This is a genomic window from Neobacillus dielmonensis, from assembly GCF_000612665.1.
GTDB lineage: Bacteria > Bacillota > Bacilli > Bacillales > Cytobacillaceae > Neobacillus > Neobacillus dielmonensis.
Genome location: NZ_HG942078.1, coordinates 1 through 15,522 on the forward strand (window position 1 = coordinate 1; position 15,522 = coordinate 15,522).

General features: G+C 37.2%; 15 protein-coding genes. 1 reads left to right on the plus strand and 14 read right to left on the minus strand.

Annotated elements, in window-relative coordinates:
• Positions 1 to 245: 245 nt before the first annotated feature.
• Together BN2425_RS18345 and BN2425_RS18350 are read right to left on the minus strand one after the other, a co-directional pair.
• Positions 246 to 932 carry a response regulator gene (locus BN2425_RS18345; protein WP_042462496.1) on the minus strand — a complete coding sequence of 229 codons (687 nt, stop codon included), beginning with the start codon at positions 930 to 932 and terminating at the stop codon, positions 246 to 248.
• A 97-nt stretch (positions 933 to 1,029) separates the two neighbouring features.
• On the minus strand, positions 1,030 to 2,172 hold the full coding sequence (locus BN2425_RS18350) for a sensor histidine kinase (protein ID WP_042462498.1): 1,143 nt from the start codon (positions 2,170 to 2,172) through the stop codon (positions 1,030 to 1,032).
• Between the two features lie 246 nt (positions 2,173 to 2,418).
• Here BN2425_RS18350 and BN2425_RS18355 point away from each other — a divergent pair, with 246 nt between their 5' ends.
• A complete protein-coding gene (locus BN2425_RS18355) occupies positions 2,419 to 3,060 on the plus strand; it encodes a YigZ family protein (protein ID WP_042462500.1) in 642 nt (213 codons plus the stop codon).
• 154 nt (positions 3,061 to 3,214) lie between these two features.
• Here the strand turns inward: BN2425_RS18355 and BN2425_RS18360 are convergent, their stop codons facing one another.
• The 12 genes from BN2425_RS18360 to BN2425_RS18415 form a co-directional block, all read right to left on the minus strand.
• A complete protein-coding gene (locus BN2425_RS18360; protein WP_042462502.1) occupies positions 3,215 to 4,135 on the minus strand; it encodes an acyltransferase family protein in 921 nt (306 codons plus the stop codon).
• Positions 4,136 to 4,236: 101 nt separating this feature from the next.
• Positions 4,237 to 5,298 carry a glycosyltransferase family 4 protein gene (locus tag BN2425_RS18365; RefSeq protein WP_042462504.1) on the minus strand — a complete coding sequence of 354 codons (1,062 nt, stop codon included), beginning with the start codon at positions 5,296 to 5,298 and terminating at the stop codon, positions 4,237 to 4,239.
• Between the two features lie 138 nt (positions 5,299 to 5,436).
• Positions 5,437 to 6,501 carry a glycosyltransferase family 4 protein gene (locus tag BN2425_RS18370; RefSeq protein ID WP_042462505.1) on the minus strand — a complete coding sequence of 355 codons (1,065 nt, stop codon included), beginning with the start codon at positions 6,499 to 6,501 and terminating at the stop codon, positions 5,437 to 5,439.
• 330 nt (positions 6,502 to 6,831) lie between these two features.
• On the minus strand, positions 6,832 to 8,286 hold the full coding sequence (locus tag BN2425_RS18375; RefSeq protein WP_042462507.1) for an oligosaccharide flippase family protein: 1,455 nt from the start codon (positions 8,284 to 8,286) through the stop codon (positions 6,832 to 6,834).
• 29 nt (positions 8,287 to 8,315) lie between these two features.
• On the minus strand, positions 8,316 to 9,062 hold the full coding sequence (locus BN2425_RS18380; protein ID WP_052352955.1) for a LicD family protein: 747 nt from the start codon (positions 9,060 to 9,062) through the stop codon (positions 8,316 to 8,318).
• 44 nt (positions 9,063 to 9,106) lie between these two features.
• Positions 9,107 to 9,958: a dTDP-4-dehydrorhamnose reductase gene (gene rfbD / locus BN2425_RS18385; RefSeq protein WP_042462510.1), complete on the minus strand. Its 852-nt coding sequence runs from the start codon at positions 9,956 to 9,958 to the stop codon at positions 9,107 to 9,109.
• Entirely contained in the window at positions 9,958 to 10,980 is a 1,023-nt protein-coding gene (gene rfbB, locus BN2425_RS18390; RefSeq protein WP_042462512.1) for a dTDP-glucose 4,6-dehydratase, read from the minus strand. Before rfbB ends, rfbD begins: the two co-directional genes overlap by 1 nt.
• A gap of 10 nt (positions 10,981 to 10,990) precedes the next feature.
• The gene (rfbC, locus tag BN2425_RS18395) at positions 10,991 to 11,551 is read right to left on the minus strand and encodes a dTDP-4-dehydrorhamnose 3,5-epimerase (RefSeq protein WP_042462514.1); all 561 of its coding nucleotides are present in this window, start codon (positions 11,549 to 11,551) and stop codon (positions 10,991 to 10,993) included.
• Between the two features lie 14 nt (positions 11,552 to 11,565).
• On the minus strand, positions 11,566 to 12,444 hold the full coding sequence (rfbA, locus tag BN2425_RS18400; protein ID WP_042462516.1) for a glucose-1-phosphate thymidylyltransferase RfbA: 879 nt from the start codon (positions 12,442 to 12,444) through the stop codon (positions 11,566 to 11,568).
• Between the two features lie 115 nt (positions 12,445 to 12,559).
• A complete protein-coding gene (locus BN2425_RS18405) occupies positions 12,560 to 13,270 on the minus strand; it encodes a glycosyltransferase family 2 protein (RefSeq protein ID WP_042462518.1) in 711 nt (236 codons plus the stop codon).
• A gap of 14 nt (positions 13,271 to 13,284) precedes the next feature.
• The gene (locus BN2425_RS18410; protein WP_042462520.1) at positions 13,285 to 14,121 is read right to left on the minus strand and encodes a glycosyltransferase; all 837 of its coding nucleotides are present in this window, start codon (positions 14,119 to 14,121) and stop codon (positions 13,285 to 13,287) included.
• Positions 14,118 to 15,470, minus strand: coding sequence for a hypothetical protein (locus tag BN2425_RS18415; protein ID WP_042462522.1), 1,353 nt, complete (start codon positions 15,468 to 15,470; stop codon positions 14,118 to 14,120). Before BN2425_RS18415 ends, BN2425_RS18410 begins: the two co-directional genes overlap by 4 nt.
• Positions 15,471 to 15,522 lie beyond the last annotated feature (52 nt).

The following is a 15,522-nucleotide window of genomic DNA, read 5'->3' on the forward strand; positions in this document are numbered from 1 at the left end:
GGGACTGGGGAGACCCCGCAGGCGCTAAAGCGCCGAGGAGGCTCCCCGGCACGCCCGCGGAAAGCGAAGCACCTGGAGCGGAAATCAATAGGCCCCATTGCAGGCGATAATCAATTCTAAAAATCATATTTTAATTCAAGTAAAATGAAAAATTGCCGAGAAAAATAACCTTTCTCGACAATCTGACAGCATACATCAAGTATGCCCTTTTATACATCTGCCATCATTTATTGTGTTGTTGTTTACTATCGAACTTCTACCCAGCCATTTTTAATGGCAGATACAACGGCTTGGGTACGGTCATTAACATTCATTTTCTGCAAGATATTACTTACATGGTTTTTAACTGTTTTTTCACTGATATATAAGGCTTCTCCAATACCGCGGTTGCTTTTTCCATCAGCCAGCATTTGCAGGACTTCACATTCGCGGCGGGTTAATAAATGCAGCGGACGGCGAATTTCGACTGTTTGAGCGTAAGCACCGCCTCTGGAAACCCCCGCTGCCAGTTTACGATATTCATTTACAAGATTATGTGTCACCTTTGGATGTAAATAGGAACCGCCATCAGCTACCACACGAACTGCCTCAATCAAGGCATCTGCATCCATTTCCTTTAGCAAATAACCGCTGGCACCGGTCTGCAATGCATGGGTCACATAGTTTTCATCATCATGAATTGATAAGATAATAACCTTTGTATCTGGGTATTTTCCAATCAAATCACGAGTTGCCTCCACACCATTCACTTGTGGCATATTAATGTCCATGATGACGACATCTGGACGGTGCTCCTCAACAATGGTTAACGCTTCACTGCCGTCGTCTCCTTCGGCAACCACTTTAAATGATTTTTCAAATTCTAGTATCCTTTTAACGCCTTCTCTAAATAGTTGATGGTCATCAATAATTGCAATTTTAGTAGTAGTCATATGTAACTCCTCCTAGTTTCTCTGTTTTTCCACGTGAAAGTCTTTATATACATTAATTTTTAGCATGTAATATAAATATTCATAAAGCCCAGAAATATTAACTATTCAATGGAACAGTTATAAATACCTCGGTTCCTTTTCCAATTTTAGAACTTATGGTGATTTCTCCGTCAAGCAAGTCAACACGTTCTCTCATTCCGATTAAGCCGAAAGATTCCGGTTTTTTGTGAGAAGGATCAAAACCAACTCCATTGTCCTTGATTAACACGGTGATTCCATTATCGGCTATTTCGAGCTGTACTTTAATTTGGCAGGCCTTGGCATGCTTCAATGCATTTTGGACCGATTCTTGTATTAAACGGAACAGGGCCACTTCATATTTAGCCGGTAATCGGCACTCAAGACCACTGTTGATAAATATAATTTCAGACTGATTATGATACTCCTCAATCGTCTGGAGATATTTTCTTAGTGTTGGCACTAGTCCTAAGTCATCCAATGCCATTGGACGCAAGTCATAAATGATTCGCCGGACTTCGTAAAGGGCAGCGCGTACCATTTTTTTAAAGCTGCTGATTTCAGAGAAGCCTTCCTCAGGTCCCTTTTCACGAAACACCCGTTCCACTAAATCAGAGCGGACGATGACGTTGGCAAGCATCTGTGCCGGCCCATCGTGAATTTCTCTTGATAGCCGTCTGCGCTCCTCTTCTTGTGCTTCTATGATTTTAAGGCCAAAATCCTCTCTGGCTTTGGCATTTTCAAATGCTTCCCCAAATTGTTTTAAATCACTCTGCAGATAATTCATCACCACAGAAATCTGTGAAATGAGCTGCTCCGCTCGATCAATGGTAGAATGTAGTCCGATTAACCTTCGCTCGAGTTCGTCCCTTTTCTCGAGCAATTGCTTTTTATACTGCCAGTTAATGGAGAGGTCCATTTGCAATTGATGTGCTTTTTCGTAGGCATCTCGAATTTCTTCTTCTGAATAGAGCTTAAAATTCTTGCTGACTTCCGAAAGCTTTTGCCTTGCTTCACTAACTAGAATCTCTAGCTCCTCACCTTCATCCATCAATTTCACCATCATTTGCTGAATGGAAGTAAGTTCATTCGTAATGTTCTCATAGTCATCGCGGCATTGTTCACTAATTCGAAAAATGTCACTCTTACTGCATGTTACCGTATCAAGCATTTCTTCACGGATTTCATCAATAGATTTCACATTCATCTGTTTAATCTTCATTTTGGCTCCTCCAGGGGATGATTTCCCTTTAGGTCTGTTATGCACCTGACATTGTATTGAAAAAATAAAATTGTTACAGCCATTTAGACCCAAGCCTTGTTATGCTTTAAAGTAGTATAATAAATGAAGAATTCATCTTCTACTCCTTTTTGCCTATTACGACTGTATTTATTATACCATTCGAACTTTACACCCAGATTAAAGGTATATTACAGAAACTTTTTTAAAAAAAGGAAGGATTTCACGATGCTGCCTCGTTATTTAACAGTTAAACAATATGGAGAACATGAAATTACCATCCAAAAGTCCCGCTTCATCGCTCATGTATCAAGAGCGGAAACTGAACAAGAAGCTCAGGAATTCATACAAACGATTAAGAAAAAACATTGGGACGCTACACATAATTGCTCCGCCTACCTGATTGGCGAGAACGACCAGCTCCAAAAGGCAAATGATGATGGTGAACCCAGCGGAACTGCAGGTGTACCGATTTTAGAAGTCTTAAAAAAGCGAAAGCTAAAAGATACAGTAGTTGTCGTTACCCGCTATTTTGGCGGAATAAAACTAGGTGCAGGCGGCCTCATCCGCGCTTACGGCAAAGCCACCTCAGAGGGTCTGGATACAACAGGCATTGTCGAAAGACGTCTCGTACAAGTCATGACTGTCAAACTTGATTATACATGGCTTGGGAAAATTGAGAAAGAAATACGGGCCTCTGAGTATAAGCTTAAAGATATACATTATCTAGATATCGTCAATATTGAAACCTTTGTAGATGGTAGTAAGACCCAATCATTTGCTGAGTGGATGGTTGACTTGACGAACGGCCAATGCACGATTGAGGCAGGAGAGTCCGTTTATCTAGAAGAAAACTTTGTAAGAAATTAACAATATCTTTAGGGAAATTATAATAGGACTCGAAAAGGAAAACAATTGGGAAAATTATTGCTTAACGATGATAAATAATGGCTTACGTAAGCAGGATATAATAAAGGCTAACTCATAAAAAGGAGTTAGCCGAATTTCTTTTTGTTAATGCAAACTATATTTTCTTACTTTTAAAGCTTATATTTTTCCCTAAAATAAATGGTAAGTACTTATTAATAATAATAATAACGGGAAGCAATATGACAATGGCGAGGATTGTAAAAAATAATCCCAAAAAGTTAGGATTTTCTATTTTCACGCCAAGTTTCCCCAAAAAGATTAAATTAACCAAACTAAACCCCAGACTAACATGCAATGCTAGCAATATGAGTGAGTTTTTCCCCAAGAAGCTTAGTATGGATATCCTGGTAATAAACTGTGATAAATAAATGACGAAGGAGATCGCAATTAGAGCCCACATAATGGTTACGAGATAAGTCACAACGGCAGATGGCAAATGAATCATATTTAATGCCTGAATCCAGGCTGTATAGATGTTTGGAAATAGTAACATTAGAATATAAAGTATAGAAAGACCGATTAGCCAATAGGACTTCATTAATTTCCCAGCCAATACTCCACTATTTTTAAGCAAGTATCCCAGTCCAAAGTAAAAAATGTAGTAAAGAGACTGATCGAAACTCCACGGGAGAATATTTCCTCCGGCTATAACATCTAGCCTTAAAACGGCAAAGAAACTTACTCCAATAAGCACAACTAAAATCATATAGTTATTTTTAATATATTTTAATAAAAAATAATAAATAACCTCAATTGAAAATAAAGAGGTCAGAAACCATAGTGGGTCATCAAAATAAATATTATTACGACGAGATAAGAGGAGCGAATGGAGAAAGGTCCCGATATTTACAGGCTCATGAAAAAGGATTCTTAGCACCAGAACAGACAGTATCGCAAAAGAAACATAAGGGATAAGCAAAGACTTAGACTTTCCGCTAATCATTGTATGTCCAATTACTACCAGTATAATGCCAATTCCTTTACAGGTATCCACCCATTGTATTCTCTGGGACATTTAGCTTCACCTTCTAAATTCTTGATGTTCTCTTTAATAACCTATTAAGAATACCATGAACTTAGAAATTTTTAAAATATATCAAAAGAATGATTTTAATATCACCGGTTCTTCCCTGCCGGCTCAAGAAAACCACGGATGAATTTTAATAATGGGTGGAAATCCTTTCCTATCAATCCCACAGATTCTGCAAATAATTCAATTAGCAATAACAAAACAATAATTAATAATAATGCACCCCATAACTTTGCAAACGAAAATATTAATGCAAATAATCCAAAACAAGCTGCCATTGCATAAATAATTAATACTGTCTGACGGTGCGAATAGCCAATTCTAAGCAAACAATGATGCAAATGAGATTTATCAGGAGCTGATAATGGTTTTTTCTCAACAATTCTTCTTATTATGGCAAAGATGGTGTCTGATATCGGAACGCCAAGGACGATAACAGGAATAATGAATGAGATAAATGTAACATTTTTAAATCCAAGAAGTGAAAGCACAGAAATGATAAATCCGAGGAAAAGAGCGCCAGTGTCACCCATAAATATTTTGGCTGGATGAAAATTATAAATTAAAAACCCAAGGGTACTAGCCAGAACAACCAATCCAACTGCAACAACAAATAAATTTCCCTGAATAAAGGCGATTACTGAAATGGTTATTAATGCAATGGAAGATACTCCTGCTGCCAGACCATCTAGACCATCAATTAAATTGATAGCGTTGGTAATTCCTACAATCCAGAGTAAGGTAAAAGGAATACTGAATAGTCCAAATTGCAATTGTCCTCCAAAAGGCAAGTTAATGAACATAACTTGCAGGTTACCAACAAATATCACACTAAGTGCCGCAAAAACTTGGCCAATGAGCTTATATTTAGCTGGTAATTCATACAAATCGTCCAATAGTCCAGTTAAAACAATAATTAAGCATCCGAGCAAAATAGCTGGTAAGGAGTGATTTTCCGGTTGGAGTATGATCATGCCTGTCAGAAAGCTGATAAAGATAGCTAACCCCCCCAGCCTTGGCATGATGGATTGATGAACCTTACGTTGGTTAGGCTGGTCAGTGGCACCAATAACGAAAGCTAATTTTTTGATGAGTGGTGTTATGATTACTGATAGGACAAAACACAATATCAAGGTAAGATAGAACATGGCTAAATCCTCCTTGATATAAAGTTTGCCCATTAAACAGCAATAGAAACATTGCAGATTTTGTCAAAAATCCCCCTAAAAAATGAAAAAAGCCTAAAAGGCTCCGAGCTTTTTAGGCTTTAAACATCTCTTTAATTTTTATCGATTCCGGATGTTAATGGGCTTTAACCCCTTCATAAACTTTAATAGTGGTTTATAGTCTTCACGAACCAATCCTATTTTTTCAACGATTAGTTCAATCATAATTAATAGTACAAAGATGACAATTAACGATCCCCATACAGTTGATTGCGAAAAGATAAACGCACTTAAACCAAAAACGGCAGCCATCGCATATATTAACAGAACCGTCTGGCGATGGGTAAATCCTGCTCTCAATAAACAGTGATGCAAATGGGATTTATCCGGAGCAGAGATTGGCTGTTTATTAACCACACGGCGAATAATCGCAAAGAATGTATCAGAAATTGGCACTCCAAGAATAATAATAGGAATAACTAATGATATGAATGTGACATTTTTATATCCTAACAAGGATAATACGGCAATCATATAACCAAGATATAAGGCCCCCGTGTCTCCCATAAAAATCTTTGCAGGATGGAAATTGTAAAAGAGGAAACCTACAGTACTTACGGCGACTATCAATGCCATAACTGTTACATAACCATTTCCCATAACTATTGACATGCCCGCAATTGAAAATAAGGCGATAGATGAAACACCTGCTGCTAATCCATCCAAACCATCTATTAAATTAATGGCATTTGTAATCCCGATAATCCAAATCATAGTCAAAGGAATGCTTAAGTAGCCGAAATCAATTGTTCCGCCAAAAGGCAAATTAATAAACTCCACCTTAAGGCCACCATATATGACTACTACAGCGGCTGCTGCAACCTGACCAGCTAATTTTAGCTTAGGTGAAATCTCTTTTATATCATCTAATATCCCTGTAAGAATAATAAGTATGCTGCCTAATACAATCGGAAGATGGAACTCTCCTGCTGGTTTTAGTATAGCGATCCCGATGATAAAACTTAAAAATATCGAAAGTCCACCTAACCTTGGCATAATTTTTGAATGGACCTTTCTGTAATTCGGTTTATCGGTTGCCCCAATTTTAAAAGCTAGTTTTTTTACTAGCGGAGTGAGGAGTATTGCTGCAAAAAAACAGATTGCTAGATTCATATAAAATAACATAAGCCCCTCCGTGGATTATATCTCAAGCTAATCAGCGTGGATATCTCTGTATTTTAAATTTCAAATTTCAAATCGATAGCAAGTTTACCTTCCCCAATGGATTATAGCACACAGTATTGCTAAAATAAACAGTCTATTGTTAGATAGTTAATGGGAAAAGCCGTGTTTAATAAGTCATTATCTTTCCTTCTTATGTATAGACGATAAACCTTAGTAAAATGTTTCACAATATAGTTCGAAGCTGCCATTTTAATTTTGACCGGATCACACGAATTTGACCAGGAATAAAAGAACCCCTTCCAGTATCTGAATCCGAAAGAGGTTAAAGGATTAAGCTTTACCAAACCGTTTCTTTACTTTATCAAGTAAAATCTGGAGCACAAGATCCTTTGTAATAATTAATATAAGGCCATAAATCAAAACATTAATGGCAACAATGGCGATAAACAAAGGAATCGGCCCTTCAAGAACCTGTCTTATTAGTAAAGATACAGGAATAAAAATCAGTGAATAGAGCAAATATTTAAGTTTGCTAAAATCAAATAATTTAAAATCAACTTTCAAATACCGGCGAATATATCCATATTCCAATAATATAAGGAAAAAGTTTGCTCCTGCTGTTGTAATGATTGCATTCCTTGGTGTGAAAATTCCCAGTTTAATAAGGACAATCTTTAATATTAAATTAATAAAGCCACATAGGAAAACCAACCGTACCAGGATATTTTCCTTCTTTTTCACATAAATGACCTGGTTGGATAGGATGGACTCAAACCCTAGGACCACCATATAAAAAGCAAACACACTTAATACTGGTGCTGCACCAATATATTCCTTCCCGCCATAAATCATTACGCCTATATCAGATAGAATATAGAGTCCTACTGCTGCTGGGAATACGATTGAAAAATAAACCTTAGAGATGTTATTCAAAAGGATATGATAAGAAGCTTCATCATCTGAACTTAATAAATACGAAAGTCTTGGTATCGTTACCTGAATAACGCTAAGCATCAATGTATTAATAATCCCCATAATTTGTTGAGGAATGACGTAAAAAGATACTGCCTTTGAATTAAGAAACTCTCCAAGCATATAGCGGTCAAGTAAGGTATAAAGAACATTGGCGTTAGAAAAAATGACCACAAGAAACATTGGTTTTAAGTGCTTTTTAATTTGTAAATTGGAAAAATCAAATTTAACTTTTCTTTTAATGTAAACAAAGCTGATGACATTGTTCAAAAGGACAGATAAAACCAATAACATCGCATAATGCTGGTAATCTTTTGCCGTATTTACAAAGATAAATATTAATACAAGATAAATACTTCTTACGATGATGGTTTTGATCGTAATAAAGTCGTAGTTCTCCATTGCTTCATTAACCCATTCAACGTAAAAAACATTAATAATAAAGTTTAAGCTGAAGATCCATAAGATTGGATATATGGCAGAATGCTGATAGCCAAAATAAGTTAAACCCACATACAATAATAAAGTGGTAACACCTGTTACAGAGCTTATGGTAAACAAGCTGGTAAACAATTGGCCAACCTTTTGTTTATCATCTTTAATTCGGCTCATTTCCCTCATACCGTATTGATAAACACCAAAGGTTGCAAAAATTAGAAAATAATTATAAATGGATTCAGCCCATTGGACATTACCTAAAGAATCAGGCCCTAGAGCCCTATTCACATACGGTCCGACTAAGATCGGCAAAACCAAATTAAACACATTTAACAATATCTTATACAGTATATTTTTAAAAAGTGATTTTTTCATAAAAGACCCTTCTGGTTGATCCGAGCTTTTTATTTATTAAAGAGAAGTGCTCGTGTATTATCCTGAAACGGAAGAATAGGTATATCTTGCTCACCAAAGTTCCAATTCTCATCCTTAATCATATATGTTGGACCATAGTTGTCCGTTAAATACTCATGATGATTTTCGGGAACAGGGAATTGTTTCCCTTTAAAGTCAATAAGAGTGGTATTTGAAAAAGTACTAGTTACTTTCTTTACCGAAAGACCTGTTACTAGTGTGTACTCATCAAGTTTTTGATAAACCGTATGTTCCCCCTCTTCCAGAGTAAAACAATGAATTTTGTCCTTCTCGCCCTCAGAATAGTAGTAGAAAACATCCAGGTTTACGCCTTTACGAATATAGGTTTCTTCTACGATATTTCCGTCCATCCAGAATTCACGTGATTTCTCAAAACCACGTTTTTTCATAGCATTCTCAAACTTTTTGGCATCCTCATTTCCTGTAAAAAATGTGCCAACATCAATATCCGCATCATGGCCAATAAAATCTTTGTCGCGTATAGCTCCAAGTAACGTTCCGTAATCCAGCCAAAAGTCCCGTTTAATTTCTGCAAATGACTCTTTCGTCAATAATAAGCTTTCTAAGCCATATGTATGAACAGATTCACGTTTTTGGGCTTCTGCCTGATTCCGATAATGTTGATTGATTTTTGAAAGGAGCGGATTTTGCCTCAATGCTTTATAGATCTTCCTATTCCTAAAATAGGATTTTACTTTTTCAAATGCGGTACTCAAATGGTTTCCTCCTCCACTGTTTGAAAAAAGAACTGATAAAAATATCAGTTCTTTTCATTTGTTTCTTTAAGGTACGCTGCCAGTGCTTCCTTCCAATCACGAAGCGGAGTTAAGCCTTGCTCGTCTATCTTCTTCTTGCTTAGTACTGAGTACTTCGGTCTTGCCGCTGGCCGTGGAAATTCCTCCGTCGTCAAAGGATTAACTTTTACATGTAACCCTGCTTGATTAAAAATTTCAACCGCAAAATCGTACCACGAGCAAATTCCGCTGTTAGTAGCGTGATAGATTCCGTATTTTTCTGTTTCCATTAATTCAACCATAAACTTCGCTAAATCAACGGTATAGGTTGGTGAACCCATTTGGTCGTGGACCACACCTACCTCGCCGCGTTCCTTGCCAAGGCGAAGCATGGTTTTAACGAAGTTTTGGCCATAGGCGCCAAATACCCAGGCAGTCCTGACAATATAGAAATTCTCCAGCTGTTCCTTTACGAATTCTTCCCCCGCCAGTTTGGTTCTGCCATAAGCCCCCAGTGGCGCTGTGGGGTGTCCGACTTCATACGGTTCTGTGGCAGTTCCATCAAATACATAATCCGTACTAATGTATAACAGTTTTGCTCCAGCTTGTTTTGCTGCTTTGGCTAAATATTTTGTTCCTAAGCCATTGATTAGGTAGGCTAATTCTTCATTCCCTTCAGCTGCATCCACATTTGTATATGCCGCGCAGTGAAGAATGACGTCTGGTTTTACCTCATTCATAAAGGCCAAAACATCTGCTTCAATGGTAATATCCAATTTGTCACGGTCGGTACCAATGACTTGATGGTTTTTTCTTTCTAACTCTAAAACAACATCCTGCCCTAATTGGCCAGCCGCACCTGTAACAACAACCTTCATTATTCTACCCCTAATCTGTCGCCATACTGCGATTTAAAGTATTCCTGGTATTCACCGGAAATGATATTTTCCCACCATTCGCGATTGTTTAAATACCAATCAATTGTTTCTTTAATACCTGTATCGAAATTATGCTTTGGCTGCCAGCCGAGTTCCGTACGCAATTTTGTGGCATCGATGGCATAACGGCGGTCATGGCCTGGACGGTCTTTTACATATTTAATTAACGACTCAGGCTTCCCAAGCTGTTTTAGGATGGTTTTAACAATATCAATGTTGGTCCGTTCGTTATTGCCGCCAACGTTGTATACCTCACCGTCGCGTCCCTTATGAAGCACAAGGTCAATCGCTTGGCAATGGTCTTCAACATAAAGCCAATCGCGGATATTTAAGCCGTCACCATAAACAGGAAGTTCTTTATCGTTTAATGCATTAATAATCATTAATGGAATCAGTTTTTCTGGGAAATGGTATGGACCATAGTTATTAGAACAACGTGTAATATTGACTGGCAGCCCAAACGTTTCATGATAAGCACGAACAAGCAAGTCAGCCCCAGCTTTACTTGCACTATAAGGACTATTTGCTGCTAATGGAGTTTCTTCTGTAAAATAACCAGTCTCGCCCAAGGTGCCATACACCTCATCAGTTGAAACCTGAAGGTACTTTTTCACATCAAAGCTTTTTGCTGCATCCAATAAAGCAAGAGTACCTTGAATATTGGTTTGAACAAAAATCCCCGGATCTGTGATACTTCTGTCCACGTGTGATTCTGCAGCAAAGTTAATGACAAAATCAAACTTTTCCTCTTGAAATAATCCTTGTACAAAGTCGCGATCAGCAATATCACCACGAACAAACTTGTAGTTTGGCTTATTTTCAATGTCCTTTAAATTTTCTAGATTACCTGCGTAAGTTAGTAAGTCTAAATTAACAATGTTATAATCAGGATATTTATTGACCATGTAGCGGACAAAGTTGCTTCCAATAAAGCCTGCCCCGCCTGTAACTAATAATTTCATATGCTGCCTCCTATTTCTCGTAAACAAAATTGAGATGTGTTGCGTCCTTTAGCCTAGGATGTTTTGTATCCTTTTCAGAAAGAACAGGATTAGTTGTCGGCCAATCTATGCCTAAATCTGGGTCATTCCACAAAATACCGCCATCATGTTCCGGAGAATAATATTCGTCCACTTTATAGGCAACGGTAGTGTCCGGAACCAATGTGCAGAAACCGTGAGCAAAGCCCTTTGGCACTAACAGCTGCCGTTTATTCTCCGAACTCAATATGACTCCAACCCACTGGCCGTAAGTCGGGGATCCCTTGCGAATATCGACGGCTACATCGTAAATGGCCCCAGTAATGCAGCGGACGATCTTTGTTTGTGCTTTAGGATTCAACTGAAAGTGAAGCCCTCTTAACGTCCCTGTTGGTGCAGAGAGAGACTGGTTGTCCTGTACAAAATCATATTGTAAACCAAGGCTTTCAAAAATTTCTTTATTATAGCTTTCCATAAAGTAGCCGCGATGATCTCCGAATACTTTAGGTTCTAGTATTTTTACATCAGGTATTTTTGTTTCAATCATATTCATATCTCTTACCTCGCTTATGGATTGATTCCTTGGGTAGCTATTTTAATTAGATATTGACCATATTGGTTTTTTTTCAGCGGCTCAGCAAGCTCAATAAGCTTTTCCTTAGTAATATAACCCATTTTGAATGCAATCTCTTCAAGACAGGCAATTTTTAATGATTGCCGTTTTTCGACTGTTTCTATAAACTGGGAAGCCTCTAAAAGGGATGCATGTGTCCCTGTATCCAGCCAAGCATAGCCTCGGCCTAGAAGTTCTACATTTAACTCGCCCATTTCCAGATATGCTTTATTAATATCGGTAATTTCCAATTCACCACGTGCCGATGGCTGAATATTCTTTGCTATATTTACAACACGATTATCATAAAAATATAGTCCAGTTACAGCATAATTTGATTTTGGTACCTCAGGCTTTTCTTCAATAGAAATAGCCTTTCCTTCTTGGTCAAACTCAACGACTCCAAACCGTTCTGGATCATTTACATAATAACCAAACACGGTTGCTCCTGCTTCTCGCGCCGCAGCCTTTTTAAGCAGGCTCGTCAGACCGTGTCCGTAGAATATATTATCACCAAGCACCAGTGCGACGTTATCACCACCAATAAACTCATCACCTAAAATAAACGCCTGGGCTAATCCGCCTGGATGCGGCTGAATTTTATATGTAAAGTTCATCCCTAAATCAGAGCCGTCCCCCAAAATTTGTTCAAAACGAGCTGTATCCTCAGGTGTCGAAATAATCAAGATATCTTTAATTCCGGCTAACATTAAAACGGATAGCGGGTAATAAATCATTGGTTTGTCATAAACAGGCAATAACTGCTTTGAAACAACCTTTGTCAATGGATATAGCCTAGTGCCACTTCCTCCGGCTAGGATTATGCCTTTCATTTAATCCAACTCCTTTTTTATTTTTCTACAAAAATCGTCACGTTCCCCTTCCTCATTATAAAGAAGGTTGTTGTGAAAAGACAAACAGGAACACAAATGTAATAAAATCGTAAAATCAGGAACGGTTGGAACGGGTAATGGCAGAAATTGTTCTTAGACGTCCTTTAATCTGCTCTGATAAAGACCTCTTTTTCATCCCGGTAACATTTCCACCGTGGCGGACATATTTCATAAGTGGTTTATCAATAAAGACGATTTTCTTCTTTTTCTTCATACAAACGAGCGCAATCCATTGGTCATGCATTTCAATCGATGCTGGGAATGGTAAGATGTCTGACACCAATTCCTTTCGAAAAGCCATCATTGCTCCAGTGTAAGCATTTTTTACAATATTCCCGATTATCCCCTGTTTCAAGTTGTTATGATTATAATGATTCCAAGATGAATCAAGTGTCTCAAGGTTGCCATTTACGACGGTTGCATCATGAACCACAAGAACAGCATTTTGTTCTTGAAAAGCCTTTAAAACTGTAGCTACTTTATCATCTTCCCAAACGTCATCTTGATCACATAGAAAGATGATATCTCCTTTTGCCAGAGATATCGCCTTTTCAAAACTCTTAATAGCGCCTGAATTCCGCTCATTCACATGGACCTTTACACGCTCACCAAATGTTTGGTGTATTAGCTGAATCGTACGATCCTTCGAACAATCATCAACAACTATGACTTCATCTTCGTTAGTAAGCTGTTTAATCACAGAATTCAACTGGCGAATAACAAATTCTTCTCCATTATAGGTGGCTAAACAAACAGTTAATTTCATTAAATAAAACTCCTCTACACTGAAAAAAGCCGGCGCAATGTATATAAAGCGATTTTTTTATTTTTGACAAGTAATACCTGCTTAATAAGACGTTTAACCAGCTGTTTTCGATAGAATGGATACAAATCTTTTTTAAAATTTTTATAAAAATTAATTTCTGACTCTAAAATACTTTGATACCGTTTTAATGATACTCGACTATAATCCATAACCGATAATTCATGGTTAAGGGAAATCTCCCATAGCCAAACCTTAAATCCCTGCTCATATATTTTATAAAATAGCCAATGGTCCAGATAATCTAACGGGAAGGACTCATTAAACCCGCCTATGGAGTTTAAAAAGTCTACAGAAACAAGTGCTCCAGAGTTTATTGCCATAACAGGTTCATTTTGGATCCCTGCTTCTGGTCGTTTTTCCGCTAGCGGTCTTAGGGTATGACTAAATACTGGCGAAATCATCACGTTCTCACTAATAATTTTCGGGACAACCGCTGCCACTTCCTTAGGAAATGCCGGAATATCCAGTATCTGTTGAATATACTTATCAGTTAACTCAGTGTCATGGTCTAGTAATAAAAGCCATTGGCTCCCATTTTCTTTTGCTCTTGACCAGGCACTATTATAGGCTGTTGCTATTCCCAAGTTTCTGGGATCATGGATATAGGAAATATGTATCCCCCTAGAGAGGGAAGGAACCAGGTTCTGTTTTTCAGGGCTATTATCATAAATAATCAGCTCAAGTTCTGAACAGTCCATGTTGTTCGTAAAAAGGTGCTTTTCTAATGATTGGAATGTTTTACTTTCGTCGAGTTTTTGTTTATATAGGACAACCACCATTGTTATTTTCATACCGTTTCCTCATTTACCCTGTTTTCTTTAATCTTATGGGATACAACAAGTAAAATTAGGAAAAAGATAATACCGATTGGATTATTAATGAATGGATTAATATTAGTTAATAATAAAATGCCCATAAAGACTGACATTAAAGAGATATCTAATGATGTTAACTTATAACCTGTTTTATATGCTTTATAATAGTTATAGTAAATGATTAGGAATAAGTATACCCAAGTCGCAAATCCAATCAACCCTTGTTCCACCAAAACATCCAAAAAGCTCATCTCAAGGCCTGTAATTCTTCCGGCTACTTCTGTTCCATATCCTGTTCCTATGATTAAATTAGCAGGTTGAAGAAGAATATCCTTAGATGCAATTATAAATTCCATTCGAGCATTTACACTGACATCATTCACGGAAGGTTTTTCTGATCCACTTGTGGTTTTTCCTTTATCTGCAGGAACCTCCTGGGCAGGAGTAACTTCAAATCGCTCAAGCGTCATATATTTATACAAAAACGGCACGGCTATCATAACAACAAGAGAAATTATGAACTTCCTAAGAAACTGTTTAGATTGGATTAATTTTTGGACTTTTTTCGATAAACCTTTAATCGGGTCAACGATTACTTTTACATCAAGGATGATGATCATTAATAAGCTCAATAGGAAGGCAAGCAAGAACCCCCTAGTTTCTGACCAAATTAATGAAATAGAGCCGAAAAAGACAATGGCAATGTTCAATTGACCATACTTTCTATTAAGTAGGTCATTTAAAGCAATTATCAAACCGACTAATACAAAGAAATGACTTTTGTAAAACACACTATTGCTTGGTCTAAAATATAAATCATCATTCATGAGCCAATTCATAAAATCATAAAAGGGTTTAAAATTGGCAGCAAATATGGTCTTTCCCAATAATGACACGACAATGGTAAAAACTGCTACAGTTAATGCACTATACTTAATTAAAGTAATGACTTTATTTAAAGAGAATCGATCCTTAGCTATATAATAAGCTAATGGAAAGTACATGACGAAAAAGGATACCCTTAGAAAATCGGTCACAATCGCCCCCAACGGATGCCCTTTTAATAAACCAATTACACTGCTTGCTCCAAACCAAAACAGCAGTAAATAAATTCCAATACTAACTGGATTAAAGTTAATAAAGGTATTTATCTCCTTATTAAAAAAGGATTTATTTTTTAACATACGGTATACAAACGTTACAAAAAGAAGGAGAAACAAAATTTGCCGAATGGACACAAAACCGAAATCAATTAGTCTCCCCCCTCCTCCAACAAAAAGCTCTATAAAAAATATCGTTAATAATATTTTTTCAAACTTATTCATGAAAGTATTCCTCTCCTACTTCCTGATTAAATATTTTAATTTTCCCTCTATC